19 protein-coding genes are annotated in these 26,270 nt (G+C 63.7%); 10 read left to right on the forward strand and 9 right to left on the reverse strand.

The genetic code is table 11. From position 1 onward, the window contains the following. The first annotated feature begins 59 nt into the window (after window positions 1–59). The 5 genes from K1X12_RS14070 (at window position 60) to K1X12_RS14090 (ending at window position 7,906) form a co-directional block, all read left to right on the forward strand. On the forward strand, window positions 60–467 hold the full coding sequence (locus tag K1X12_RS14070; RefSeq protein ID WP_220988194.1) for a TroA family protein: 408 nt from the start codon (window positions 60–62) through the stop codon (window positions 465–467). 63 nt (window positions 468–530) lie between these two features. Next, the gene (locus K1X12_RS14075; RefSeq protein ID WP_220988195.1) at window positions 531–1,817 is read left to right on the forward strand and encodes a TolC family protein; all 1,287 of its coding nucleotides are present in this window, start codon (window positions 531–533) and stop codon (window positions 1,815–1,817) included. Continuing rightward, entirely contained in the window at window positions 1,817–3,091 is a 1,275-nt protein-coding gene (locus K1X12_RS14080) for an efflux RND transporter periplasmic adaptor subunit (RefSeq protein WP_220988196.1), read from the forward strand. Before K1X12_RS14075 ends, K1X12_RS14080 begins: the two co-directional genes overlap by 1 nt. Before the next feature lie 13 nt (window positions 3,092–3,104). Next, window positions 3,105–6,194: an efflux RND transporter permease subunit gene (locus K1X12_RS14085; RefSeq protein ID WP_220988197.1), complete on the forward strand. Its 3,090-nt coding sequence runs from the start codon at window positions 3,105–3,107 to the stop codon at window positions 6,192–6,194. 290 nt (window positions 6,195–6,484) lie between these two features. Next, window positions 6,485–7,906 carry an MFS transporter gene (locus K1X12_RS14090; RefSeq protein ID WP_220988198.1) on the forward strand — a complete coding sequence of 474 codons (1,422 nt, stop codon included), beginning with the start codon at window positions 6,485–6,487 and terminating at the stop codon, window positions 7,904–7,906. A gap of 12 nt (window positions 7,907–7,918) precedes the next feature. On the opposite strand, the gene K1X12_RS14095 is transcribed toward K1X12_RS14090, so the two are convergent. The 5 genes from K1X12_RS14095 to K1X12_RS14115 form a co-directional block, all read right to left on the reverse strand. Continuing rightward, window positions 7,919–8,680, reverse strand: coding sequence for an LOG family protein (locus K1X12_RS14095; RefSeq protein ID WP_220988199.1), 762 nt, complete (start codon window positions 8,678–8,680; stop codon window positions 7,919–7,921). Between the two features lie 35 nt (window positions 8,681–8,715). Then, window positions 8,716–10,878, reverse strand: a complete 2,163-nt coding sequence (gene mdoH, locus K1X12_RS14100) for a glucans biosynthesis glucosyltransferase MdoH (RefSeq protein ID WP_225907988.1) — start codon at window positions 10,876–10,878, stop codon at window positions 8,716–8,718. A 2-nt stretch (window positions 10,879–10,880) separates the two neighbouring features. Then, a complete protein-coding gene (locus K1X12_RS14105; protein WP_220988200.1) occupies window positions 10,881–12,533 on the reverse strand; it encodes a glucan biosynthesis protein G in 1,653 nt (550 codons plus the stop codon). Between the two features lie 480 nt (window positions 12,534–13,013). Continuing rightward, window positions 13,014–15,533, reverse strand: coding sequence for a protein translocase subunit SecD (gene secD, locus K1X12_RS14110; RefSeq protein WP_220988201.1), 2,520 nt, complete (start codon window positions 15,531–15,533; stop codon window positions 13,014–13,016). Between the two features lie 282 nt (window positions 15,534–15,815). Continuing rightward, complete coding sequence (locus tag K1X12_RS14115) at window positions 15,816–16,196, reverse strand: hypothetical protein (protein WP_220988202.1); 381 nt, start codon at window positions 16,194–16,196, stop codon at window positions 15,816–15,818. A gap of 305 nt (window positions 16,197–16,501) precedes the next feature. On the opposite strand from K1X12_RS14115, the gene K1X12_RS14120 reads away from it, so the two are divergent. Genes K1X12_RS14120 through K1X12_RS14140 form a run of 5 tightly spaced genes read left to right on the forward strand, consistent with a single transcriptional unit; the run spans window position 16,502 to window position 21,756 of the window. Then, window positions 16,502–17,497 carry a 3-oxoacyl-ACP synthase III family protein gene (locus K1X12_RS14120; RefSeq protein WP_220988203.1) on the forward strand — a complete coding sequence of 332 codons (996 nt, stop codon included), beginning with the start codon at window positions 16,502–16,504 and terminating at the stop codon, window positions 17,495–17,497. Continuing rightward, window positions 17,494–18,462: an NAD-dependent epimerase/dehydratase family protein gene (locus K1X12_RS14125; protein WP_220988204.1), complete on the forward strand. Its 969-nt coding sequence runs from the start codon at window positions 17,494–17,496 to the stop codon at window positions 18,460–18,462. Before K1X12_RS14120 ends, K1X12_RS14125 begins: the two co-directional genes overlap by 4 nt. Continuing rightward, entirely contained in the window at window positions 18,459–19,235 is a 777-nt protein-coding gene (locus tag K1X12_RS14130) for an MBL fold metallo-hydrolase (protein ID WP_220988205.1), read from the forward strand. Before K1X12_RS14125 ends, K1X12_RS14130 begins: the two co-directional genes overlap by 4 nt. Then, window positions 19,232–20,497 (forward strand): F390 synthetase-related protein, encoded by a 1,266-nt coding sequence (locus K1X12_RS14135; protein ID WP_220988206.1) that lies wholly within the window; start codon window positions 19,232–19,234, stop codon window positions 20,495–20,497. The genes K1X12_RS14130 and K1X12_RS14135 overlap by 4 nt, the downstream gene beginning before the upstream one ends. Continuing rightward, complete coding sequence (locus tag K1X12_RS14140; RefSeq protein ID WP_220988207.1) at window positions 20,494–21,756, forward strand: glycosyltransferase; 1,263 nt, start codon at window positions 20,494–20,496, stop codon at window positions 21,754–21,756. The genes K1X12_RS14135 and K1X12_RS14140 overlap by 4 nt, the downstream gene beginning before the upstream one ends. On the opposite strand, the gene K1X12_RS14145 is transcribed toward K1X12_RS14140, so the two are convergent. The 4 genes from K1X12_RS14145 to K1X12_RS14160 form a co-directional block, all read right to left on the reverse strand. Then, window positions 21,713–22,309 (reverse strand): DedA family protein, encoded by a 597-nt coding sequence (locus tag K1X12_RS14145; RefSeq protein ID WP_220988208.1) that lies wholly within the window; start codon window positions 22,307–22,309, stop codon window positions 21,713–21,715. The two genes, K1X12_RS14140 and K1X12_RS14145, sit on opposite strands and share 44 nt — an antisense overlap. A gap of 102 nt (window positions 22,310–22,411) precedes the next feature. Next, window positions 22,412–24,742: a Tex family protein gene (locus K1X12_RS14150; RefSeq protein WP_220988209.1), complete on the reverse strand. Its 2,331-nt coding sequence runs from the start codon at window positions 24,740–24,742 to the stop codon at window positions 22,412–22,414. A gap of 116 nt (window positions 24,743–24,858) precedes the next feature. Beyond that, a complete protein-coding gene (locus tag K1X12_RS14155) occupies window positions 24,859–25,683 on the reverse strand; it encodes an acid phosphatase (RefSeq protein ID WP_220988210.1) in 825 nt (274 codons plus the stop codon). A 77-nt stretch (window positions 25,684–25,760) separates the two neighbouring features. Continuing rightward, the gene (locus tag K1X12_RS14160) at window positions 25,761–26,243 is read right to left on the reverse strand and encodes a MarR family winged helix-turn-helix transcriptional regulator (RefSeq protein ID WP_220988211.1); all 483 of its coding nucleotides are present in this window, start codon (window positions 26,241–26,243) and stop codon (window positions 25,761–25,763) included. Window positions 26,244–26,270 lie beyond the last annotated feature (27 nt).

A 26,270-nucleotide genomic window follows, 5' to 3' on the forward strand; every position in this document is an offset into this window, starting at 1 on the left:
AAGATGGAGGTGAGGCTGAGGCACTTCGATTACGCTCCCTACGGGACATTTCGTCCTGAATGGACAACCTGCGGGCAATTCTTAGTGAATCTGCAAACGGTTTGCATTATATGTCGGATATGCGCTCAGCTCGCCTCCTGCTTTGGCTCCGCAGCCTCATTGCCGCCTTTCTGGCGGCATCGTTGATAGCGATCCCGGCAATGGCGGCTACCGAGAAACCGCACGAACATGCTGAAATTGCAGAGTTCTTGCAGGTTCCGCATGTGGATGAGACCCACGCAGACCATTCAGACCATAACGACGCCGGCCATGAGCATGGCTGCGGCACATGTCACTTTCACTGGATGAGCGCTGACAGGCCAATGGCCCTGATCAATGCGATGGTTGCGCCGGGCGCTGCCATGATGACCTCCGAACCCGTCGATTACCTCGCCTCAGCAGGCCCCTACAGGCCTCCTCGCGCCTGATCCTGACCCCTTCGAGGCCGGAATCCGTTCTGGCCGGCTCTGGATCAATTCGAGGAAAATCCCTTGTCTTTCAAATACAAATGCGCCGTTGCGGCGCTTGTCCTGCCCGTTTGGGCCGGGATCGCGGTTGCCGCGCCATGCGGCGCGCCGTCTTCCGCAATAACAGGCTACACAGCTGGCCAGCCCTTGACGTTGGATGGTGCCATCGCGCGCGTCCGCGCCGCCTCCCCTGAGGTACGCGCCGCTGCCCTGGAGGCATCGGCACGTTCGGCAGATGCCGATCAGGCGGGCCGCTGGCTCAATCCTGCCCTTTCGGTTGAGGTTGAGAACTTTGCGGGGCGAGGCCCCCTGAAGGGGTTCAGCCAGTCGGAAACGACCCTGACGCTGGAACAGACCTTCCGGCTGGGCGGAAAACGCCGCCTTTCCGAGCGTGCCGCGCGGGCTGAAGCTGCATTGGCGACAGCAGAATGCGGCGTGATGCTGCGCGAGGCTGAGCTTGCCGCCGCCGAAGGCGTGGTGGAACTGGACGCGCTTCTCCAGCTTGCTTTGGCTGCGCGGGAAGCCGCAACGCTGGCAACAGACCTGGCAGGCACAGTCGGACTGCGGGTGGAAGCAGGCGCCGCCGCGCCGCCGGAACGATCCCGGGCGCAGGCCGAAGCGGCCCTGCTGGAAGCTGCTGCAGCGGCTGCAGAAGCAGAGGTTGAGATCCGCGCCTATGCGCTCGCCGCCCTGTGGGGCGACGCGGCACCGGACTTCACATTGCCCAACTCTGGCGTGCAGCTGGCGGCGGATGCGAACGCTGCCGGCACGCTGGGAACCCACCCCCGGCTTGAGGCTGCAACTGCTGCAGCTGATGCAGGACAGGCCGCAGCGGCGCTGGCCCGCGCAGGCGCTGTTCCGGACGTGACGGTCTCTGCCGGCTGGCGGCGGATGGAGGAGATTGGCGAAGACGCGTTCACCGCCGGCATCTCTGTTCCCCTGCCCCTGTTTGACCGGAACAAGGACGCAGCGCGGGCCGCCGGGCTGCGCCGGGATGGCGCCGCGCTGAGCGCGCAGGCAACCGAAGCACGGCTGCAGGCCGAACAAAGCGCAGCAGCCGCCCGTGTGCGTGCCGCCGAAGCGCGCCTGCAAATCCTTGAAAGCAAAGCACTTCCGGATGCCCGGTCCGCCTATCAGGCATCTGCCGAGGGATACCGGATTGGCCGGTTCGACCTGACCAGCACCCTCGATGCCCGGCGCAGCCTCATCGAGACAGAGACGCAGGTGATCGAGGCGCGCGCCGCCGTTGCCACCGAAACCTTACGACTGCGCGCCCTGATCGGCGCCGCGCCCTTTGCGGGAGAGAAATGATGTCTGACAAATTCAAGATCCTGGCGCTTGCCATTCCCCTGAGCCTCACCCTGGCCGCATGCGGTCCGGGCAGTGTCAAACAGGGGCAAAACGGGGACAAATCGGGACAAACCGAGTCAATTCGGGACGATTCCGGCCACTCTGAAGACGATCACGATCACGATGAGGACCATGATGACGGTCATGGCCACGGCCATGAAGAAGGCGGCGACCATGTGGAGCTTTCTGCACGCGCCGCCGCCGAGGCGGGCATCGTCGTCGACACGGCAAGCCTGGCCCCGCTCGCCTCGACCCTGAAACTGCCAGCGGAGATCCGCTTCGATGCCGACCGGATAGCCAACGTCTCGGCCAGCATCGAGGGCATCGTTGCCCGCGTCGCGGCCAGCGAGGGAGCGAGCGTTCGCAAGGGCGAGACGCTGGCAGTGCTCAACAGCCGCGAACTGGCCGGCCTGAAGGCCGACTATCTGACGGCGGTGTCAGCCGAGAGCCTGGCCCGCGACACGCTGATGCGGGAGCAGAAGCTGTGGGATCAGAAGATCACGGCGGAAGCCGATCTGCAGGCGGCCAAAGCCTCCGTTGCCACAGCCGAGGCCAACCGCAAGGCGGCGGAGAACAAGCTGCATGCCGTGGGCGTGAGCCATGGCGCACTTGAGAAGATGATGGACGCGCCGGACGGCGCGCTTGCCAGCGTTGCAATCAGCGCGCCGATTGGCGGCAAGGTGGTTCGCCGGAACATCTTCCTGGGCGAGACTGTCAGCGCAGGCGGCGGCACACCGCTTTTCATCATCGCGGATGACAGCGTTCTGTGGGCCGACATTGCCGTTTACAAGAACGACTATGCGCGCCTGCGGGAAGGCATGGCCGTAACCTTGCGCCACGAGAACGGCGCCGTGGCCGGCGAAGGCAAGATCAACCTGATCCTTCCACTGATTGACGAGGCCTCACGCACCGCGACAGCGCGCGTCATTCTGGACAACAAGGACGGGCACCTGCGACCCGGTCAGTTCGTCACCGCAGAAATCGCGGCAGGCGAGGCGGCCAATGTCGTGCGCGTGCCGGAGAACGCCATCGTAATCGTAGAAGGAAAACCCTCCGTGTTCATCCCGACCGATGATGGCTTCAGCCCCCGCGCAGTGACGCCCGGTGGCAAGGCCGGCGGCTTTGCCGAAATCCGCTCCGGACTGGAGACGGGCGAACGGTATGTTTCTGAAGGCGCCTTCACGCTGAAAGCTCAGCTTGAAAAAGATGCCTTCGGCGACGGCCACGCGCACTAGGGAGACCCGGCACATGCAATCCCTGATGCACCACATTGCGGGTGGCCGGCTGCTTGCCGCCATTGCCGCACTCGCCCTGACCATCGGCGGTCTGTTTGCGTTCCGCGCCCTGCCCGTCGATGCGTTTCCCGATCCTTCGCCGTCCCTTGTGCAGGTGTTCACCGAAACGGGCGGCCTCTCGCCCGAGGAAGTCGAACGCTATGTGACCTTCCCAATCGAGACGGCCATGTCCGGCCTGCCGAAGATGAAGTCGATGCGCTCGACCTCCAATTTCGGCCTGTCAGTCGTGAACCTCTATTTCGAAGACGGGACAGACATGTATTTCGCGCGTCAGGTGGTGGGCGAACGGCTGGCTGAGGCGACCGACGCCATTCCCGATGGCTTCGGCACACCGAAAATGGGGCCGATCTCGACTGGCCTCGGCATCATCCTCTACTTCAAACTGGTGGACGAGACGGGCACACGTTCCCTGATCGAAATGCGCGAAATTGCCGACTGGATGATCAAGTATCCGCTGCAATCCGTAGACGGCATTACCGAAGTCCTGACGCTGGGCGGCTATGAGAAGGAATACCAGGTTCGCCTGAACCCGGACTTGCTGATCGCCTTCGACATCAGCCTGGATGATGTGATCTCCGCCCTTGAAGCAGCAAACCGCACCGAAGGCGCCCAATATATCGAGGCGGGCGCCGAGCAATTTACCGTGCGCGGCACGGGCCTGGCCCATACGCTGGACGATATTTCCGAAACGCCGGTAAAAACCGAGGATGGCCGCACCGTGCGCGTGGCTGACCTTGGCGCGGTCGTAATCGGCGGCGGCGTGCGCCAGGGCCTGGCCACTGCCGATGGCAAGGGCGAAGTCGTGGCCGGGCTCGTAATGAAGCTTTATGGCTCCAACACATCTGCGGTGATCGACAAGGCCAAGCAACGCTTTGACGAAATCAACCAGACCCTGCCCGATGGCGTGAAGGCTGTGCCCTATTACGACCAGGGGACGCTGGTGGAAAAAGCCGCCGCAACCGTGACCGATGCCCTATGGCAAGGCGCGCTGCTGGTGGCGGTTCTGATCTTCGTGTTCCTTGGTGGATGGCGGCCCAGCCTCGTGGTGGTGCTCTCCATTCCCTTCTCGGTCGGCTTTGCATTCATCGCGATGCACATCCTCGGCATCAGCGCAAACCTGATGTCGCTCGGCGGTGTGGCCATTGCCATCGGCATGATGGTGGATGGCGCAATCGTCATCGCGGAGAATGTGGACCGGGGATTCCGTGAGCGGAAGGAAGGCGAAAGCGCGCGCGCTATCGTTGCCCGCGCCGCATCGGAAGTGATCGCGCCGCTCATCGCGGCCGTGGCCGTGGTGATCATCGTGTTCCTGCCGCTGTTTGCCCTGCAGGGCGTGGAGGGTAAAACCTTCCGGCCACTGGCAGCGGCGGCCGCGCTCGCCATGCTGGGATCGCTGATCTATGCCGCGCTGATCGCCCCGGCAATGGCGTTTGGCCTGATGAGGCCGCCAAAGACGGTGGCCGAGGCCGGGCCAGACCGCATTGGACGACTTGTGCAGCCTTTGGCCGCTTTCTTCGTACACAAACGGATTGCAGCCATTGCCCTTGCGCTGGGCCTTCTCGTGGCGGGGGGCTTTGCGGCGTCCCGGCTCGGATCGGAGTTTACCCCCGCACTGGAAGAGGGCGACATCATCTTGCGCATCACGATGGCGCCTTCCATCTCGCTGACCGAAGCGGCCAGCACGGTGACCCGTGTGGAAAACCGGCTGCTGACGGATTTTCCCGAAATCTCCTCTGTCGTCAGCCGGATTGGGCGCGGCGAAGTGGGCGCGCACGCGGACCCGGTGAACTCATCGGAGAGTTTCGTTGCCCTGAAACCGCGCAAGGATTGGCGTAAAGGCATGACACCAGACTCCCTGCGGGCCGCGATCTCGGATAACCTTGCAGACTATCCGGGTATCCAGGTGAACGTTGGACAGCCGATTGCCATGTCGGTTGACGAACTCGTTACCGGCACGCGGGCGCAGCTGGCGGTGAAGATATTCGGGCCGGATACGGATGTTCTGCTCGAGAACTCGCAGGCGCTGCAATCCATCCTGCAGGGCGTTCGGGGGGCAGCCGATGTGCAGGCTGACCAGATCACCGGCGCGCCGCAGCTGGTCGTCTCGCTCAACCGCGTCGCACTGGGCCGTTACGGGCTTACTGTGGATGACGCGCTCGAAGCGATGCGCACCGGCGTGGGCGGGGCGGAAGCGGGCGTCATCTTCGAGGGCGTGCGCCAGTTTCCCGTGATGGTGCGGTTTGCCGAGGAAAGCCGCAACAGCGCGGCGACCATCGGGCGGATCGTGCTGAAAGCACCGGGGGGCGCGCGCGTTCCGCTGGAGGCTGTCTCTGACATCCGTGAACTGACTGGCCCAAGGCAGATCACGCGTGAGAATGGCGAACGCTTCATCACCGTGCAGCTTAACGTGCGCGACCGCGACATTGGGTCTTTCGTGGAGGAAGCACAGGGCGCCACGGCGTCTGCGCTGGCCCTGCCGGCGGGATACCGGATGGAATGGGGCGGACAATTCGAACTGCAACAGCAGGCGAATGCGCGCTTTGCCTTCGTTATTCCGGTGACGCTGGGCATCGTCATGCTCGTGTTGCTGATGACATTCGGGCGACTGGCATCGGCCGCGCTAATCCTCATCAACATTCCGCTGGCGCTGACCGGCGGCGCGCTGGCGCTGTGGATCGCGGGGCTGCCCGTATCCGTGCCGGCAACAGTCGGCTTCATCGCGCTGTTCGGCATCGCGCTGGGCAATGGCATGGTGCTCGTCAGCTTTATGGACGAGTTTGCCCGCAAGGGCGCGGCGCCCGAAACGCTCGCCATCGAAGCAGCCGGCCTGCGGGCACGGCCGGTTCTGATGACGGCGCTGACGACGGCGCTGGGGCTCGCGCCCCTGCTCTTCGCAACGGGCGTGGGCGCTGAAGTGCAGCGGCCATTGGCAACCGTCGTGATGGGCGGACTGACGACCTCGACCCTTCTGACGCTGCTGGTGTTGCCGGCATTACATCGATGGTTTGCACCGAAAGCGGAGGTGTCTGCCCGCACCGAATAATCCGGAATCATTTGCCTCCGGATTGTACAACCGCAGCCTGATAACCCGGCATGTTTCGCGTAGAGATACACTTAGCACGCCGGGTTATTTCGCATTTTGCACCGCCTAAAGCCTGGAAAGGCTCAAAAATATCGCTCGCGGGGTGGCCAAGGCCGCCCGCGGGCTGGTATGCCCCTCCTCACTCAACAGCGCAGCAACGATGCGTGGGGGCGGCGGTTGCTGCGCTCCGCTCGCGCGAGTGTGGCCTGCTGGCCGCGCGCCTCGACCCGCCAGAGCCCTGAGGAGCCTGCATGACACAACATAAGAATGATGACGCCCTCATTGGCGAGGACGTGCCCGCTGGCGCAACGGATAATGTGCCCAAGCCGGTTCTGCGCCGGGCGATTGCAGCCTCGGCCATCGGCAATGCAACCGAATGGCTGGACTATGGCATCTACGCCTATGGCGTGACTTATATTTCGCAGGCGCTTTTCCCCGGAGACACGGCCGAAGCGACGCTGTTTGCACTGGCGACATTTGCCATTTCCTTTCTTGTGCGGCCTCTGGGCGGTTTTTTCTGGGGTCCGCTAGGTGACCGCATAGGCCGGAAATCTATTCTTGCACTGACTATTTTGATGATGTCGGGTGCGACATTCCTGATCGGCCTGGTGCCCTCCTATGAGCAGGCCGGCATCTTCGCGCCTATCCTTCTGATCCTCCTGCGCATGGTACAGGGCTTCTCTACCGGCGGGGAATATGGCGGCGCGGCGACCTTCATGGCCGAGTATGCGCCCGACAAGCAGCGCGGCTTTTATGGCAGCTTCCTGGAATTTGGCACGCTGGCGGGCTTCTCGCTGGGCGCGATGCTGATGCTGGGGGCAGACCTGGCGCTGGGGCCGGAAATCATGGCGGACTGGGGCTGGCGCCTGCCCTTCCTGGTGGCGGCGCCACTGGGGCTTGTGGGGCTCTACCTGCGTTCAAGGATCGAGGATACGCCGGTGTTCCGCGAAATCGAGGAACAGGGCGAACGCGAACCGAGCCCGGAAGCGGGACTGCGCACGCTGCTGGCGGGATACTGGCCGCAGCTGCTGGTGCTGGGCGGTCTTGTGGTTGCGCTGAATGTGGTGAACTACACGCTGCTCTCCTACATGCCGACCTATCTGCAGGCGCGCATTGGCCTCTCGACCGATCAGGCTTTGATCGTGCCAATCATCGGTATGCTGTTCATGATGGCGCTGGTGCCGTTTGCGGGCGCGCTGTCGGACAAGGTGGGCCGCAAGCCGCTCTGGTGGGCCTCACTGATCGGGCTGATCATTGCGGTTATCCCTGCCTATCACCTGATGTCGACCGGCATGACAGGCGCCATCATCGGCTTCATGATCATGGGCGTGCTGTATGTGCCGCAGCTGGCGACGATTTCGTCCACCTTCCCGGCCATGCTGCCGACGCCTGTGCGCTTTGCGGGGTTGGCGATTGCCTACAACCTCTCCACCTCAATCTTTGGCGGGACAGCACCGATGTTCAGCTCCTGGCTGATTACAAAGACCGGCGACCCGATGGTGCCGGCCTATGTGATGATTGCGGCGTGTATCGTTGGCGTGATTTCTCTGCGCTTCATGATCGAGACGGCAGGGCAATCGATCCGCGGCACCCATATTCCGGGCACGGACGCCGCGCGCCGGGAACAAGCGGCCTTGCGCGCGCAGCAGTCGATGAAGTCGGCGGCCCTTTGACTGCCCGCAACATCAATACGGAAAGGACTTGGGAGGCAGTTCGAGGCCGCGCGCCACGAGGCTCTCCCAGGCTTCCTCCGGATCATCAGCGAACTCGAACAGTTTCAGATCGCCCTCGCTGATCGTGCCGACTTCAACGAGCGCTTCGAAGTTGATGATGCGCGTCCAGAAGCTGCGATCGTAGAGCACCACGGGCATGGAGTGGCCCTTGCCAGTCTGACTGAGGGTGAGGATCTCGAACAGCTCGTCCAGCGTGCCGAAGCCGCCGGGGAAGATCACCAGCCCGCGCGAGCGCATCGCGAGGTGCATCTTGCGCATGGCAAAATAGTGGAACTGGAAGCAAAGGTTCGGCGTGATGTAGGGGTTGGGAAACTGCTCGTGCGGCAGCTGGATGTTGAAGCCGATGGTCACCGCTCCGGCGTCGCGCGCGCCGCGATTGGCCGCTTCCATCACGCCGGGGCCACCGCCGGTGGCGATCACATTGTTCCGCTGGGTGTGTTCATCGCACAGCGCGCCGCCGCGTTCCGAGGCGATGCGGCCGAAAGTGCGCGCGGCGTTGTAGATGCCAGACTGCCACGCATTGCCATCCTCATGCATCCGGGCGCTGCCGAACACGACGATGGTGGAGTCGATGCGCTCGCGGCGGAGGTTCTCCTCCGTCTTCATGTATTCCATCATGAAGCGGGCGCCGCGCATGGCGTCGCCCAGGATGAAATCCTGATCCAGCGCTGCGAGCTGGTAAGCCGGATTGCTGATAATATCGTCCACCGCCATGAGAGCCTCCCTCTTACATCAGAGGGAGACCCTTATCAGGCAGAGCGGTCCTGTGCAGCCTCTGCGGGCAGCAGGTGGCCGCCATTGAGAATGTGACGGCTGAGCGGCCGGCTGGACGAGGAGAACAGCGCGCTGACCGAAGCCAGATCGCGGCAGGAGTTCAGCAAGGCGATCTTCTCGCTCTTGGTAAGCGCGGAAACATAGTCCCCTGCGGACTCGGCATGTTCGGTGCGCGCCCGCGCGATGGCGAGCGGCGTGTGAACCTCATTACGGGCCAGCGACCAGTGCGTATCCACAAGCGCGCAGCGGCGCTGCTGTTTCGTCTGGTCGAGCAGCAGGGTGTAGAGGTCCGACGGACGCAAGTCGCGGAAGGCAAGCTGGGCTTCCTGAGCCGCGGCGAAGGAGGCAGGCACTTCGACCTCAGCCGGAGACACCAGCGCCCCCATGCGGCGGAAGAAGCGCCCGGCCGAACGCTTTGCCGTCCAGTAAGACAGCGGCACGCTGAGCAGGAGACCGATGGTCGCCGGGGCGAGCCAGGCCGCATAGACCGGCGAGATGATCATGGCAGACACGCTGAGCACGACGCCGAGCGTCATCGCCGGCGCGCTGTGGCGCAGGGTGGCGAGCAGCGAGTAGCCGTCTTCGGTGCGCTTCTGCGGCGACCAGCCGGAGTCGCGCCCGCTGAGCACGCTGATGACGGCGCCCGTCTGCGTTACCATCATGATCGGCGCGATCAGCACCGACAGGAAGGTTTCCGTCAGCACACCAAACATGGTGCGGAACATGCCGACCTGCTTGCGCCAGAGCGGGCTGATGAGGCCATAGATCAGGCCATAGATCTTCGGCGCGAAGAGAATGACCATCGTGACGATGAAGAGGTTCAGCGCGCGAACGGAGTCGATCACAGGCCAAGTCGGGAACAGCGAGAAACCGTCGCCGAAATAGGACGGGCGCATGAAGCTGTTCTGCAGTGACAGGGCCATACCGACCGTAATGAAGACCAGCCAGAGCGGCGAGGACAGGTAAGAGAAGATTCCGGTGATCAGGTGGAAACGGCTGGTCCAGGCAAGACCGCGCGTTTTCAGCAGCACCAGCATGTGTTGCATGTTGCCCTGGCACCAGCGGCGGTCGCGGATCACAAGGTCGATGATCGTCGGCGGGCCTTGCTCGAAAGAGCCGCTCATCGCGGGCTTGATTTCGACGTTCCAGCCAGCCCGGCGCAGAAGCGCAGCTTCAACAAAGTCATGGCTGAGAATATGGCCACCGAAGGGGGCACGGCCCGGCAGCTCCGGCAGGCCAGCGGCCTGCGCCATCGCCTGCACACGGATGATCGCGTTGTGGCCCCAGAAGTTGCCTTCCTTCTGCGCCCACCACGCGATGCCGTGACCCAGAACGGGGCCATAAAGGGCAGCGGCGAATTGCTGGATGCGGGCAAACAGGCTCTCCCCGCCGACCAGCTGAGGAATGGTCTGGATGAGGCCGGTACGCGGGGCTTCTTCCATCTGACGCACGAGATCGATCAGCGTGTCGCGCTCCATATAGGAGTCGGCGTCATAGACGATCATGTAATCGTAACGGCCACCCCAGCGCGTGACGAAGTCGCGGATGTTGCCAGACTTGCGGTGATGATTGATCGTGCGGCGACGATACCAGACGCGCACATCCAACGGCGCCTGCTGGCGGATACGCTCGAAGGCCGCTTCTTCTTCCAGCGCGACATCAGGGTCTGTCGTGTCGCTAAGGATGAAACAGTCAAACCGGCCCGGCGCGCCGGACATCATCTGCGCGGTGGCCAGCACCGTTCCGAAGATGTGTTCGACATTCTCGTTATAGATCGGGAAGGCAATGACGGTGCGCGTGTTGCGCAGGTCCGGCCCGGCATCGCCGCGTGGCTTTTTCATCAGCGAGCCGACAGCGGAGCCAAAGCCCAGCGTGGCGTTGATGAAGGCGTAGCAGACCCAGACGATGTTGATGGCGAAGATCGCCAGCAGCGCCCATTCCAGCAGCGTGAGCCCGGAAACCGAAAGCACTTCGTGCATCTCGTAGGTCGCCCAGGCCGTCAGCCCCAGCGATGAAACGAGAACAAACAGCTTGCGCCACATGGCCGAGACCGGACGGCGCCCAGCAACGGGCACCGGGCCAGCAAGGGATTGGCTGGGCATATCAATCGGGAATTCTGTGGGGCGTGCGCGCAGCAAGGTTATTCCTTCCGCCAACGATAAAGCCAGGTCTCGGTTACAGGCTTCCCCCCTTTGGTGAGCAGAGCGCGAAGCTCTGCCACATCCGTATTCGGAGCTTCGAGCTCGAAGCTCAGCCGGATTTTTCCGGTCTCTGGATTGGTCTTGATCACCGGATTGAGGATCTTGCCGGCAGATGTGGTGACATCCGCTTCAGCCCCTTCTACGAGTGCTTCCGGGATGTGGTCGTAATCGATCACGAATAGCTGCTGTGTGGCACCGGGCTTAACGCCGGCAAAGGTGTTCTCCACCGTGGCGACATCCGGCATGGATGGCGTCAGCAGGCTCCATTTCATGTCATAGGAAACTGTGTAGGCTGTGCCTGGCTGCCAGGCGACCTTCGGCTTCCAGTAGGCAACGATGTTGTCGTTGTATTCGTTCGCAGTCGGAATTTCGACCAGAGTCAGAGCGCCCTCCCCCCAGCCGGTCTTGGGCTGTACCCAGACGGTCGGGCGATGATGGTAGCCGGCCTCTATATCTGAATAATCCTCGAAAGCGCGCTTGCGCTGGACCAGGCCAAAGCCGAGCGGCGGACGATCCGCCAGCACGGAGACTTGAAGGTCTTTCGGATTGAACAGTGGACGCCACACCCACTCGCCATTGTACATCTGGATCGACAGGCCCTCGGAGTCGTGGACAGCGGGGCGGAAGTCGCTGGTGTTCTTGCGGATGTCGTGCGGCGAGAAGAAATACATCGAAGTCAGCGGCGAGATGCCGACCGTGGAGAGCGGCTTGCGCGGGAACAGCGTTGCCGTCACCTGGATCTTCGTTTCCGGGCCCGGCGAGACGGTGAACTCATAGGCGCCGGTGATGCTCTCGCCGTCCATCAGCGCATAGATGCGGATCGAGTCCGCACCTGGCACCGGCTTCACGATCCAGAATTCGCGGAAATACGGGAACTGCTCGCCCTCGGGGGAAGCCGTGCCGATCGAGATGCCCCGCGCCGAGGCGCCATAGAGGTTTCCGGCGCCCAGCGCGCGGAAAAAGCTCGCGCCGCGGAAGCTGATCAGCTCATCCCACTTGCCGGCAATGTTCAGCGGCGACACCACGCGGAAACCGGCAAAGCCGAGCAGCTTCTTGGCTTCATCCGGCAGCGGCAAATCATAGAAATTGAAATCGTCGGCCGAGTAAGGGCGCGGCACTTCGTTGCCATCGGCCACAACATTGAGGCGGATGGCATGGTTGAAGAGATAGCCGCGCGGGTCCGGCAGGACGCGGAACTTGTCGGTGGCGTCCGACCAGAGGGCGACTTCAGGGCGCAACTGGATGCGGCGGTAGCCATCATAGTCGAGCGCTCCGGCCTCCTTCGGGATACCGGGCGGTGTCTGGAAGTCGCGGCTGGCGAGTATCTCGGCCTTGCGGCGCACGTCTTCAAAGTCGAACTCCGGGGTGACCGGCGGAGGCGGCGTGGAGGCTGGATCTTTCTCGGACTCGGCCAGCGCGGCGGCGGCTTCGGCGCTGAGAGATTCCGTCACGGCGTCGGGCGCGGCTGCCAGTTCGGGCTCCACAGCGGCCTGCGCAACATTCAGCGCTGGGTCCGCCGGGGTTGACGCAGGCGGCGCTTCCGGCGCCGGGTCAGCAGAGGGGGAACAGCTGGAAATCAGAAAACCGGCCATTGCGAGGCCGCAGACCATCCTGACAGAGACCCTTTGGAAGTGCCTCAAGCTTTACTCCTCGATCCGATCCCTGGCCCCCAACGCCGGGAACCGGTTATGCAGCGCAAAAATGCCCTGAGCCTGTTCAACGATCGCGGCCGCAAAAAGTTGCCTCACGAACTGCGCGCCTCTGCTGGAGGCGCCGGTCGCTGATGCGGATTGGCCATATCTGTGGTGCGTCGTCTGGTGGGAGGGCAAACAAGGGCTGTTATTCATGTGAATAAGGCAAACCGAAGGCGGATTTGTGGCCCAGCTATTGTGGGCGGACACAGTTGGCAACGTTGTGCAGTTGCGAGCCACTCCCGGCATCTTCCGCCTGAAAAATGGTCACCCCGAACGCGATCTGCGCCGGGGTGCCAAAAAGACCGTATCGTTACAAAAAAGAAAAAATGGGAGCGCCGCAGAAGGACAGGCAGGTCGCGGCGCTCCCTATCCGGGCTCTCAGAGGGTTGGAGCCTCGATCTGAGAAACCCCGGAATGCTGGTGCCGCTGGGCAAGGTTGCCCAGGAACAGCAGGATGGGCGCCGCGATGAAGATCGACGATGTCGTGGCGATGATGACGCCGAACACCATTGGCAGGGCAAAGTTCTCCACCGCGCTGCCGCCCCAGATCGCCATCGGGACAATGGCCAGCAGGGTCGTCATCGAGGTGAAGATACACCGCCCCATGACCTGGTTGATGCTGACATCGATGATACTGCGCAGGTCATATCGTTTGGCGAGGCGTATGTTCTCGCGCATCCGGTCATAGACCACGACCTTGTCGTTCACCGAATAGCCGATGAAGGTCAGCAGCGCGGCGATGGCGGTGAGGTTGAAGTCCACTCCAGTCAGCGCGAAGAAGCCGATCATCTTGGTGGTATCGAGCGCCAGAGTCGCGATTGCGCCGACCGCGAAGTTCCATTCGAACCGCCACCAGATGTAGATCAGCATGGCAATCGACGCGATGATCACCGCGAGGACGCCGTCCCGCGCCAGCTCGCCGCTGACTTTCGGGCCGACGACCTCCGTGCGGGCGACATCGATTTGCGGGTCGATCTGGTGAAGGGCGCTGCGCACCGAATTGACAGCAGCGGTCTGCGCCGCCTCCCCGCCATCCTGGCGCTGGATACGGATCAGAACGTGGTCCTTGCCGCCAATCTCCTGCAGCGTGATTTCACCCAGGCCAAGCTTCGAAAGCTCAGACCGCAGATCGGCAAGGTTGGCCGGCCCCGGTGTTGCCACCTCCACCTGGATGCCGCCCGTGAAGTCGATGCCATAATTCAGGCCCGGCTTCATGAAGAGGCCGATGGAGGCGACCGACAGGATCAGCGACCCGGCAATGCCCGCATAGCGCGCCTTCATGAAGGAAATGCGCGAACCATCTTTCACAAAGCGGAACAGCGGATCGACATTGATCTTCTTCATCCGCCGCTGGCGCACCCAGAACGTCATCAGGATACGGACCACAGCGACCGCCGTGAACAGCGACACGAGCGTGCCGATGATCATGGTGACAGCGAAGCCTTTCACCGGGCCGGAGCCAAACATGAAGAGCAGCCCCGTGGCGATCAGCGTCGTCACGTTTGCGTCCAGGATTGTTGAATAGGCAGCGTTGAAGCCGCGATCGAGCGCGGCCATCGCGCTGACGCCCTTGTTGCTTTCTTCCCGTATGCGTTCGTTGATGAGGATGTTGGCATCCACCGCGATACCGATACCGAGGATGATTCCCGCGATCCCCGGAAGAGTCAGTGTTGCACCAATGAAGCTCAGAATACCGATGGTCAGCGCGACGTTGAGGAACAGCGCGAAACTCGCGATCAGGCCCCAGCCACGATAGAGCAGCAGCATGAGGCCCACGACGAGACCGAAGCCGATGAGGCCGGTTGTCAGGCCCATATTGATCACGTCCGCCCCGAGATCGGGGCCGACTGTACGCTCCTCAATCACCGTCAGCGGCGCTGGCAGCGCGCCAGCCCTCAGGAGGGCAGACAGCACGACCGTATCTTCAATCGTGAAGTTGCCGGTGATCTGGCCCGAGCCACCAAGGATCGGCCCCTGGATGACCGGCGCGGTCAGCACTTTGCCATCGAGCACGATGGCGAACGGCTTGCCGACATGGTGCTTGGTGATGTCCGCGAACTGCTTGGTGCCTACAGCATCGAAGCGGAAGGAAACGATCGGCTGGTTGGTCTTCTGGTCAAAGCCGGAGCGGGCATCGGACAGGTGATCGCCGCTGAGGGCCACCTTGTCGTAAATCGGCAGCTGCGCGCCGGTTTTGGAATCCGGCATCATCGTCACGCCTTCCGGCACGACGCCATAATTCTCCGGCGCGACCATGTGGAACGACATCTGCGCCGTCGATCCCAGCAGCTCGCGCAGGCGCGTCGGGTCCTGCAGGCCCGGCAGCTGAACAAGTATCCTGTCAGTGCCAATCCGCTGGATGGTGGGCTCGGCGACACCAATCTGGTCCACACGCTGGCGGACAATCTCGACACTCTGGCCGATTGCCTGGTTGATCCTGTCGGCGATGCCCGCTTCGGACAGGGAGAGCACGATCCTGTCGCCCGTCGGCTGGATCAGTACATCCGGAACAGAACCCTTCATTCCGGCTTGCTGAACCTGAGTCACTTCTTCCCTGAGCTTGCCGAGGATCTTGGCGCGGCCATCAGGATCGGTGATGCGGATGGAGACTGTTTCGCCTTCAACGGCCACCTGACCGCGCACGGACTCGGTGCTCATCAGCGTGCGTGTTTCCGAGGCAAGGGCTTTCAGCCTGTCGGCCTTCAACGCGGGCGCGTCGACCTCAAGCACAAGATGCGAGCCGCCCCGCAGGTCGAGCCCGAGCGTGACCTGTTTGCTGGGCAGCCAGCCGGGCAATGCTGCCTTCTGCTGATCTGTCAGGATGTTCGGAAGGGCTGCGAGCAGGCCCATGATGATTATGAGTACGTAGGTTGTCACAACCCAACGGGAAGTTCGCATGTATCGGTTCCTCTGGATGCCTTGGAACCGGAGGCCATGACGCATGGCGGCCGGTGAACACGCTCCTTTGGCGGAGCGTTGTCTGGCTGTCAGATCATCCGATGTGACCGGGACGAAGACCCGCACGAAAGGAACTGGCTGGGAAAGCAGCGCTCCTACAGGGGGATGTGCATGGGAGATAGGTCTCCGCCCCGGCCTGGGTCCGCCCTCAGGGGGAGGAAGACAGACCACAGCTCATCTGGATGACCGACAGGCTGCGCTACGGCGCGCAGCAGCCGGACATCAGGCGGAAACGGGAGGCGCCCTGGGCGCCGCAGAACGAGTTGAAAGATGGGGCGCAACCTGCAGACCAAATGGCGGATCAGGCAACGAGGCCTGCGCCGGCATCGGGAAGGACAGGCCCTCATGCTCGGCCAGCAGCGGCGGAACATCATCACCGTCCGGGGTCGGCACATTGACGCGAACGCGGTTTTCCCGCCCAATCTTCGGAAGGATCGCTTCAGCCGCCTGCGTGACACCGGAAGCCGCCAATGGCGCGAGAGCCGCAGGCCGCGACTGCGCGCTCACCGAAATGGCCGCCGCAAACAGCAGAAGCAGGCCGAGCGCTGCAGTCAGCAGCCCCCGGTGTGACCCTTTGCGGGAGAAGGTCAATCTGCGGTTCATCGCTGCTATTTACCCACTCAGCGTCCAGATCGCCAGAGATATTCATCACGCAGAGGATACTCAATCTTCCGGCACGCGAATTGAAACCGCGCCCGCGCGAGGGAAAGTCCCGCCTTTTCAGGCGCCTGCCGCCAACGTTTCCACTCTTCACAGGAAATCCGAGACGCGCTCGCTTTACACTGCCTGTCGGTCATACGAATTTCTGCAAGTGATATACATTGCACGAGAAAGACAGCGCTTGACGAATCCCCACAAGTGAGTAAGTGTTCACTTATACGTAGTTCGAAGATGGAGTGGCTTACCCGATGCCCACCGCCGCAATCATAGGCACAGGCGCCCGCGCGGGCGGACGCCTGCTCTCGTCAGCCGAGATCGATGCGCGCCTTGGCAAGGCAGCCGGCTGGCTGCAAGGCGCGAGCGGCGTAACTTCCCGCCCGGTCGCCGCACAAGGCGAATGTCAGGAGAGCCTCGCGCTGGACGCGGCCCGCCGCGCACTGGCAGACGCGGGTACACCCGTAGAAGACATCGACCTGCTCCTGTTTGCTTCCGCCGTGGGCCGCCAGCCCATCCCGGCGACCGCCGCGCTGCTGAAACGCGAACTCGGCCTCAGCAGCAGCGCCTTCCCCGCTTTCGATGTGAACGCCACCTGCCTCAGCGCCGTGGCCGCAATGGACATCGCCGCGCTCTATATCTCCGCTGGCCGCGCCCGGAACGTGCTGATCGTCGCCAGCGAGATCGCCACCCGCGCCCTGCCCTGGCAGGACGATCCGGCAACCGCCGCCCTCTTTGGCGATGGCGCCGCCGCATTCGTGATGAGCGCGGAAGCGCCACACTCCCTGCGCGTGCGCGATGTTGCCCTCGAAACCTGGTCGGACGGATATGATTTCTGCGCGCTGCCCGCCGGCGGCACGCGCTATGATTTCCACACCGACCGTGAAGCCTTCGAGCGCAACGCTTTTTTCCGCATGGATGGCCACGCTCTGTTCAAGCTGACACGCGCCAAGGTGCCCGCCTTCATCACGCGCCTGCTGGATCGCGCGGGCTGGAAACAAGGCGAGGTCGATCTCGTCATTCCTCATCAGGCGAGCCCGCTTGCGCTGGAACACATGATCCGCAAATGCGGCTTCTCGCGCGATCAGGTCGTCTCCACCGTCGAGACAACCGGAAACCTTGTCGCCGCCTCCATTCCCATGACGCTGGACACCGCGCGCCGCGAAGGGCGCGTGCGCCCCGGCAGCCGCATCCTGCTGATCGGCACATCGGCGGGCGTCTCCATCGGCGGGGCAACGCTGGAAGCATGAGCGGCGTGATCATCACCGGCGCCACCGGTTTCCTCGGCGGCACAATTGCGCGGCAATTGTTGCGGGAGGGCGAGCGCGTCATCGCGCTGGGCCGCGACCTGGCAAAGCTTGCCTTGCTCGCTGAAGCGGGCGCCGACGCTTACGCGCTGGACCTCGCTGAAGGCGTCTCCCTGCCGGAGATGTCTGCCAGCGGCGTCATCCATTGCGCCGCGCTCTCCTCGCCCTGGGGCCGGCGGGCAGACTTTGAGCGCGCCAATATCGGCGGCACCCACAATGCGCTGCTTCTGGCGCTGGAGGCAGGCGCGCAGCGGTTTGTCCACATCTCCTCGCCGAGCATCTATTTCCGCTACGCCGACCAGGAAGGCATTGCCGAGACGATGCCGCTGCCGCCACCGGTCAACGCCTATGCCGCCACCAAGGCGGCCAGCGAGCAGCTCGTCCTCGCCGCGCCGGAGCTTGACCCGGTCATCCTGCGCCCGCGCGGGCTTTACGGGCCGGGGGATACCGCGCTGCTGCCCCGCCTCCTGCGCGCGGCGGCCAAACGGCCGCTTCCGCTGATGCGCGGCGGCATTGCCGCAACTGACCTCACCTATATCGACGACGTTGCAAGCGCCGCAATCGCGGCCCTGCGGGCACCAAATCCCGCCTCGCGCGTATACAATGTGTCGGGCGGCGAGGCCCTCCCGATCCGAATGGTGGCCGAGCGGGCGGGCGCGATGGCGGGTGTCAATGTGCGCTGGCGCGAGATGCCCTGGCCGCTCGTGCGCACTGCTGCAACGGCGGCAGAAACGGTGTGCCGCGCCCTGCCCGGACACCCCGAACCGATAGTCACGAGCTACAGCGCCGGCCTTTTCGCCTTCCGCCAGACACTGAATCTTGATCGAATACAGAAGGAACTCCCGTGGCGGCCCCGCATTGGTTTCGATGAGGGCCTTGCGCTCACATTCAGAGACCCCAGTAGATGATCGAGCCTGCCTTCCCCAACAGCGCCTTTGTCTCCGCTCCGGAGCGGCTGGTGCTGCGCGGCGGCCGGTGGCGCGCGCTGCGCATTCCCGTGCGCTATGGCCGGTTCGACCATCCGGTCTTCGGGCGTTGCCTGATCGACACGGGCTATTCCCCACGCGTGACCGGTGGCAAGCGTAGCTTCCCGCTCTGGCTCTACTCCAAAGTGCTGAACCCGCAACTGACGGCAGACGCCCTCCCCGCCCGCGCGCCGGAGATCGACACGATCCTCCTCTCACACCTTCACGCTGATCACGTCAGTGCCCTGAAGGATTACCCGAGCGCCCGCATTTTTGCTGACCGCGCCTCGGTCGCTCACTTCCTTTCCAGCAGCTGGCTGGCGCGCACGCACAAGGGATGCTTCCGGGAGCTGCTGCCTGATGACCTGGCCGCGCGCCTCACGCCATTTGAGGCGAGCCCCCGAGCACCCGCCCCGCATGGCCTGGGGGATGGCTTCGACATTTTTGGCGACGGAAGCGTGCTGGCCGTGCCCCTGCCCGGCCACATGCGCGGGCATACCGGCTTTGTGTTCACCGGCGGCGTCGCGCCCCTGCTTTACGCAGCCGATGCCGACTGGCTGTCTCAGGCTATCCTCGAAGATCGCTCGCCGGGCGCGCCCGCACGCTTCATCCTCGATGACGCGAGCGCAGCTGCCGAAACATCTGACCGCATCCGGACGTTTGTTTCCCTCGGCGGGCGCCTCGCGCTCTGCCACGATCCGGAGGCCGTACGATGAACCCAAGCGCCGCTGCCTTCACGCTCCTCAGCTTCCTCGAAGCGCGCCGCCGGTTGATGATGTACCGCGAGCGCGAAACAATGCTGCGCGCGCAGGAACGCCGCCTCAACAAATTCCTGCGCACCAAAGCCGCCGACGTGCCCGCCTTTGCGGCTTTCCGCGGCCAGCGCCTGCAGGACTGGCCGGTGATGGACAAGGCCCTGCTGATGGGGGACTTCGAAAGCTACAACCGGCTCGGCATCACCGCCTCAAAGGGCTGGGTGCATCTCAATGCCGGCACCGCGCCCAAGGGATACGCCATCGGCGCCAGCACGGGCACCTCCGGCAATCGTGGGCTGTATGTCGTCTCCGAGCGCGAGCGGTATCGCTGGCTCGGCACGATCCTCTCACGCGCCCTGCCGGACTTTCTCTCCCGCCGCCACAAGGTGGCGATCGTCCTGCCCGCCGCCAGCCGCCTGTATGACGCAGCAAATGAAAGTGGACGCATCCAGCTGCGCTTCTTTGATCTTGGCGAAGGCATCGACGCGCAGTTTGCCCCGCTCGCAGACTTCCAGCCGACTGTCATCGTGGCGCCGCCAAAATTCCTGCGCGCGCTTGCCGAAAGCGGAACGGACATTTCGCCAGAGCGGGTGTTCTCTGGCGCCGAAGTTCTGGATGAGGAAGACCGCCGCCTGATCGAAGCGCGCTTCCGCACCATCGTGCGCGAAATCTACATGGCGACCGAAGGCCTCTTCGCCATCGCCTGCGAATTGGGAACGCTGCACCTGCTGGAAGATCAGGTCGCGTTCGAATTCCTGCCGGTCGAAGGCAACGATAATCTGGTCACGCCGCTGATAACGGACTTCTCCCGCAACACGCAGGTGATGGTCCGCTATCGGATGAATGACGTTCTGGAACTTTCCACCATTCACTGCCCCTGCGGCCTGCCGCACAGGCCTGTGAAACAGGTGCATGGCCGCTGCGACGATATTTTCACGCTCCCTAGCTTCGGCAAGCCCGTGCGCATAACGCCGGATGTCATCCGTAATGCCGTGGTGCGCGCCGATCAGCGGATCTCCGATTTCCGCGTAACGCAGACTGACCGCAACAGCGTGCTGCTGGAACTGGCGCCTGCTGAAGCAGACTGCCTTCCCGTTGCCGCCGCGAGCCTGCGCGCCCTGTTCACCGCCTGCGGTGCCCAGCCGGAACTCAGCACGGCGACCGCCGATCTCGCGCCGCCTTCGGACCGCAAACTACGCCGCGTCTCTGTCGTCATCCCATGAAGGTCTCGATCCAGACACTCGGCAGCCTGGGCGATGTGATGCCCTACATCACCACAGCGCAGGCCCTCACGGCAGGCGGCGCGGACGTGACGCTGATGGCGCCGCGCGAATACACGGAAACGATTGCCGCGCATGGCGTCACGCCCGCCAAGGCGCCCGCCTTTTCACTGAAAGCGTGGAACGCCGAAGCCGAGCGGCGCGGCACGCTGTCCAATCCGATCAGTTTCTTCCGCGACTGGCGCGAGATGGTCGTACCTTATGTGGCCGACATCACATCCCACTGCCTTGAAGCGGCGCGCGGCGCGGATATCGTTCTGGGCAACAGCATCTGCGCGCCCGCCCGCATTGCTGCCGAAGCCTATGCCATCCCCTATATCCTCAATGCGCAGCAACCCGCGATCAGCCCCACAAACGAACTCCCCTGCGCGATGATGTGGCGCCCCTGGCACGGTACGGCGTTTAATCGCGCGGGCTATCTCACGGTCGACCTCGCCCAGCGTCTGATGCTGGAGGCGCTGAAGGGTCAGCGCCGCGCGCTGGGCCTGCGCGCCATTCCCCCGCATGGAACACGCCGCCATCTTGGCCGCCCCTTGCCGCGCGTCACCAGCGTCTCGCCCGCGCTCATAGCCGTGCCTCCGGTGGATTGGCGCGCCAATGATTTCCTGACGCCTTACCCCTCGCTTGCCATTCCGCCCACAAACGATCTTCCGGGCGACCTTCTGGAGTTCATCCAAAGCGGCCCGGCGCCCATCCATATTGGCCTCGGTTCCTTTGAAGGCGACGCCGCGCGCGAGCAGATGGCGCGCCTCATGCGCGCTGTGCGCCGCCTCGGCCTGCGCGCCATCATTTCAGAAGGCATCGCGCAGAAGCTGGACGCGGACCTGACCAGTGGCCATTTCGTCAGTGGCCCGGTCTCGCATCCCGTGCTGCTACCTCTGTGCGCGGGCGTGCTTCATCATGGCGGCGCAGGCACGCTCGACACGGCCCTGCGCGCAGGCACGCCGCAACTCATCCTGCCAGACAGGCTGGACCAGTTCTGGCATGCCGCCCGCCTGCGCCAAATCGGCGTTGCGCCAGCCTATATTGAGGCCCGCGCCACTGAGGACGACATCGCCGCGCGCCTGACACAGCTCGTCTCTGCTGACATGAAAGCCCGTGCCGTAGCGCTCGCGCCTGCCCTGCGCGCCCGCGATGGCGCCGCAGACCTCGCCGCCTTTACACGCGCCGAAACAGAGCGTTTCCAACAAAGTGTGAGATAACCCCCATCAGCACAAAGACAGCCTGACCGCCCGCGAGCAGCGCCCATTTGTGCGCCCTTATGAAGCCTTCCACATCCACGTCGCCCTGGCTTGCGCCCCAGGCGATGGCCCATCCCAGCGTCACGAACATGCCGACACCCAGCGCCACGCCCAGCGCAGACCCCACAGCAAAGCGCTGCCACGGCATGCCCGCGCTGCCGCAAACCGGCGGCATGAACCACGCCACCGGCCCGAGCAGGCGCGATGCCGCCACCGCCTTGATGCCATGCTGGCGCAACAGCCGCCGCGTCTTGCGCAGCACGGCCCGCCGCCCGCTTTTTGCCAGCACGAACCGGTGAAACCAGGGCCGCATCTGCCGGCCTATCAGATAGCCTGTCTGGTCCGCCGCATACGCGCCCGCAAACACGGCAATCACCGCCCACACGGCTTTCTCGGTGAACAGCAGCCCGCCTGCCATCAGGAAGAAGGCTTCGCCAAACACGAAGAAACAGGTTCCCAGCGTGGCGTCGAAAAAGGCGCCGAAGAAAAGCGTGAGGACCAGCGATAATGTCATGCCTTGCCCGGCCAGATGAACAAAGGCCGCCGTGAACTCTCACAGCGGCCTTGCCTGTTTACAGTCCTTGCCCGGATTTGTCCCGGCCTGATGCGCGCCCGCTCATTTGAGGCGGGAAAGAATGCTGAACGGGCTGTCGGAAGGCTTGGATTGCTCCTTCGCAGCGGGCGCAGATTTCCCTGCCGGCGCCTGGCCGCCCCTTGCCCCGCTGCTCGCCGCGCCGCCTGCCGGGCGCTTTCCGTCCTGCTTCATGCTCAGCGCAATGCGATTGCGCGCAACATCCACATCCATCACTACCACAGAGACAACCTGCCCGGCCTTGACCACATCATGCGGGTCTTTGACGAATGTGTCGGACATCTCGGAGATGTGCACGAGGCCGTCCTGATGGACGCCCACATCCACAAACGCGCCAAAGGCCGTCACATTGGTCACCACGCCTTCCAGCCGCATTCCGGGCTTCAGGTCGGTGACCTTCTCCACGCCCTCCTGGAAGGTTGCCGTCTTGAATTCCGGACGCGGGTCACGGCCCGGCTTTTCCAGTTCCTTGAGAATGTCGCGAACCGTCGGCACACCGAAGGTTTCGTCGGCATAGTCTTCCGGCTTCAGCTTGGCGATGAATGCCTTGTCGCCAATAATCGTGTCCACCTTGCGGCCAGCCTGTTTCGCAATCCGCTCCACCACCGGATAGGCTTCCGGGTGTACGGCTGAGGCGTCGAGCGGGTTCTTGCCATTCATGATACGGAGGAAGCCGGCGGCCTGCTCAAACGCCTTCGGCCCGAACCGCGCGACCTTCTTCAATTCCGTGCGCGCCTTGAAGGGGCCATTCTGCTCCCGATAGGCCACGATATTGGCCGCAATCGTCGCATTGAGGCCCGCCACGCGGGAAAGCAGCGCGACAGACGCGGTATTCACATCCACGCCCACCGCGTTCACGCAGTCTTCCACCACACCGTCCAGCGAGCGGGCAAGGCCGCTCTGGTCCACGTCATGCTGATACTGCCCGACGCCAATTGCCTTGGGTTCGATCTTCACAAGTTCCGCCAGCGGGTCCTGCAGGCGCCGCGCAATGGACACTGCCCCGCGCAGGCTCACGTCCAGCTCCGGGAATTCCTTCGCGGCCAGTTCCGACGCCGAGTAGACCGACGCGCCCGCTTCCGACACCATGATCTTGGTCAGCTTCAGGTCCGGCAATTTGGTGTTCAGGTCGGACACCAGCTTCTCGGTCTCCCGCCCAGCCGTGCCATTCCCGACACTGACGAGTTCCACCTTGTAGCGCTTGCACAGCGTCGCCAGCGTGGTCAGCGAGCCAACCCAATCCTTCTTCGGTTCATGCGGATAGATAGTCGCCGTTTCCAGCAGCTTGCCGGTCGCGTCCACCACGGCCACCTTGCAGCCTGTGCGGATGCCGGGGTCAATCCCCATCACCACCTTCGGCCCGGCGGGCGCCGCCATCAGCAGGTCATGCATGTTGCGCGAGAACACCTTGATCGCCTCGCGGTCTGCGCCTTCCTTCACGCGGCTGATCACATCGCGGGAGGAAGATGGCTCCAGCTTGCTTTTCCAGGCCGCTTCTGCCGTTTCCAGCAGCCAGGCGTCGGCCGCGCGGCCCTTCTTGGCAATGCCGAACTCGCCGCGGATCTCCGCCATCGCCGGATGCTCCCGCCCTGCCGCGACCGGTACGCCCAGCTTCACCTTCAGCACGCCTTCCTTCTGCCCACGGAGGACAGCCAGCGCGCGGTGGGAAGGCATCGCCGTCACCGGTTCGTCAAAATCGAAATAGTCGGAAAACTTCGCGCCCTCCTGCTCCTTGCCCTTCACGAGGCTGGAGCCGATCTGGCCTTCCTTCCACATTGTCTCGCGCACCTTGCCGACAAGGCGCGGCGTCTCCGCCATCTTCTCCACGAGAATGTCGCGCGCGCCTTCCAGCGCCGCGTCAGCATCCTTCACGCCCTTGCCCGACGCGATGAAGGCCTTCGCCTCATCAAAAGGCGACAGCGAGGGATTGGCCAGCAGACGGTCGGCCAGCGGCTCAAGGCCTGCCTCTCGCGCGATGGTCGCTTTCGTGCGGCGTTTCTGTTTATAGGGCGCGTAGAGGTCTTCCAGCGCCACCTTGGTCATCGCCCACAGGATCTCGCGCTCCAGCGCCGGTGTCAGCTTGCCCTGCTCGCGGATCGCGCTCAGCACGGTCTCGCGGCGCTTGGCCAGGTCGGTGAGGTAGTCCAGCCGCTCGGTCAGTGCGCGCAGCTGCGTATCGTCCAGCCCGCCCGTGCGTTCCTTACGATAGCGCGCGATGAAGGGAACGGTCGCGCCTTCCTCCAGCAATTCCATAACGGCCTGAACCTGCCGCTCGGCCACGCCCAGTTCATCGGCAATGATCCGGGCAATCGAAGGAGGGGCAGACTGTGGGGAAGTACGAACCTGTGCGGACATGAACGCGCGCCTTATGCAAACGTTGGAAACCCTTGCCCATTCGAGGGCAAGCTCTCTCAATTCAACAGAACTCGTTTACACCTCGTTTACGCTCGGTGTTATCCACAGGCCCGCGCTTATTCGGGCGCCGTCAGGCAGGCCTCCGGGGCGGCGCCAGCGGTCCAGCCCGCCTCGATTTCCGCCCGCGCCAGCTTTGCCTGCGCCAGGAACACCGGATCTGTATGCAGCTTCGCCAGCGTCGCTGCGCCCATCACCCGCCCGGCATCCACATCGCTCTGCCAGTGCACGCCGCAGATCATGCGGCTCTGGCCAAACTCGTAGCCCCGCTTCATCAGCGCATCGGCCCGCTCCGGCGCCAGCTCCGCCAGCATCAGCCCCCAGGCCCAGCCGATCGCGGTGTGGCCGGAGGGATAAGATCCATCGCCCCGCAGCGCCGCTTCTTCCTGCGGCACGCAGCTTTCCTCTTCCAGCAGCGCGAAGGGCCGCGTGCGCTGGTAAGCCTGCTTGGCGCGATAGGTGGAAAAGCCCGCATCGGTCAGCGTCCGCCGCATCAGCGCCGCCAGGTGCGGCGTGCGTTCCTCGGAAATCTCGACGCCCAGCGTGCAGCTAAACGCGCGCGCCGCCTCAGGAAAATGCAGCTCATTGTCGGCCTGCGCCTGCGCCCAGCGCGGCGTGCCTTTCAACGCCCGCGTCGTCTGATAGGCCTCCAGATCCGCCATCATCGCCGCAGTGTCCATCGCCGGGGGCGGCGGCAACAGGGCCGCGCTGTCGGGCAGGCCGCCCGCGCCCAGATAGCCATTGAGAATACCGGTGCCTTCGCGCATCTCGCCAATCTGCGCCTGCGTGGTCGGCGGCGCCTCGGTGGCGGGCGAGCTGGTCTGGCAGGCGGCGAGCGAAAGCGCGGCCGCGATCACGGCCGCTGAACGGACGTATAGTTTCATTGGGCTTTCCTCCGAGGCATTATCGGAGCCCACCCTATCGTCAGCCCATAGGCCTGTCTTGCGCCGATTGTGACGCCTCAGGCCGCGTCAGACGCTGCCCGCAGATTGTCCCGCAACGTTGAGATTGAGCCGCGCAACCGCGTGAGCTGCTCCACCGTCAGCCCCGTTGCCGCAAGCACCTGCTCGGGCACGCAGGAAGCGCCCTTCAGCAAACCCTTGCCCTTCTCTGTCAGCGACACGCGCACCTGGCGTTCATCGGCCTTGTCCCGCGTGCGGCTGACCAGCCCGGCGGTCTCAAGCCGCTTCAGCAGGGGTGTCAGCGTATTGGATTCAAGGAAGAGATGCTGGCCCAGCTCGCTCACCGTCTGCCCTTCGGCTTCCCACAGGGCGATCATCACCAGGTATTGCGGATAAGTCAGCCCCAGCGGATCGAGGATCGGCTTGTAGACCCGGTTGAACGCCAGCCCCGCCGAATAGATGGCAAAGCACAGCGCCTGATCCAGCAGCACAGGCCCGGTCATGGTGGAACTTTCCACCTTGGTTTCACGTTTTTTCTTCATGACGGAAACATAAATCGCGTACGATTT

Origin of the sequence: Hyphomonas sediminis, assembly GCF_019679475.1 — a bacterium.
In the GTDB taxonomy this organism is placed as follows: Bacteria; Pseudomonadota; Alphaproteobacteria; order Caulobacterales; family Hyphomonadaceae; genus Hyphomonas; species Hyphomonas sediminis.

Bases quoted from the DNA above. Each gene is read 5' to 3' on its own strand.
- K1X12_RS14150 (WP_220988209.1), bottom strand. From the start codon at position 24,742: ATGTCCGCACAGGTTCGTACTTCCCCACAGTCTGCCCCTCCTTCGATT.
- K1X12_RS14130 (WP_220988205.1), top strand. From the start codon at position 18,459: ATGATCGAGCCTGCCTTCCCCAACAGCGCCTTTGTCTCCGCTCCGGAG.
- K1X12_RS14145 (WP_220988208.1), bottom strand. From the start codon at position 22,309: ATGACATTATCGCTGGTCCTCACGCTTTTCTTCGGCGCCTTTTTCGAC.
- K1X12_RS14120 (WP_220988203.1), top strand. From the start codon at position 16,502: ATGCCCACCGCCGCAATCATAGGCACAGGCGCCCGCGCGGGCGGACGC.
- K1X12_RS14090 (WP_220988198.1), top strand. From the start codon at position 6,485: ATGACACAACATAAGAATGATGACGCCCTCATTGGCGAGGACGTGCCC.
- K1X12_RS14095 (WP_220988199.1), bottom strand. From the start codon at position 8,680: ATGGCGGTGGACGATATTATCAGCAATCCGGCTTACCAGCTCGCAGCG.
- K1X12_RS14135 (WP_220988206.1), top strand. From the start codon at position 19,232: ATGAACCCAAGCGCCGCTGCCTTCACGCTCCTCAGCTTCCTCGAAGCG.
- K1X12_RS14080 (WP_220988196.1), top strand. From the start codon at position 1,817: ATGTCTGACAAATTCAAGATCCTGGCGCTTGCCATTCCCCTGAGCCTC.
- secD (WP_220988201.1), bottom strand. From the start codon at position 15,533: ATGCGAACTTCCCGTTGGGTTGTGACAACCTACGTACTCATAATCATC.
- K1X12_RS14115 (WP_220988202.1), bottom strand. From the start codon at position 16,196: ATGAACCGCAGATTGACCTTCTCCCGCAAAGGGTCACACCGGGGGCTG.
- K1X12_RS14105 (WP_220988200.1), bottom strand. From the start codon at position 12,533: ATGGCCGGTTTTCTGATTTCCAGCTGTTCCCCCTCTGCTGACCCGGCG.
- K1X12_RS14085 (WP_220988197.1), top strand. From the start codon at position 3,105: ATGCAATCCCTGATGCACCACATTGCGGGTGGCCGGCTGCTTGCCGCC.
- K1X12_RS14140 (WP_220988207.1), top strand. From the start codon at position 20,494: ATGAAGGTCTCGATCCAGACACTCGGCAGCCTGGGCGATGTGATGCCC.
- K1X12_RS14070 (WP_220988194.1), top strand. From the start codon at position 60: ATGGACAACCTGCGGGCAATTCTTAGTGAATCTGCAAACGGTTTGCAT.
- K1X12_RS14160 (WP_220988211.1), bottom strand. From the start codon at position 26,243: ATGAAGAAAAAACGTGAAACCAAGGTGGAAAGTTCCACCATGACCGGG.
- K1X12_RS14125 (WP_220988204.1), top strand. From the start codon at position 17,494: ATGAGCGGCGTGATCATCACCGGCGCCACCGGTTTCCTCGGCGGCACA.
- K1X12_RS14155 (WP_220988210.1), bottom strand. From the start codon at position 25,683: ATGAAACTATACGTCCGTTCAGCGGCCGTGATCGCGGCCGCGCTTTCG.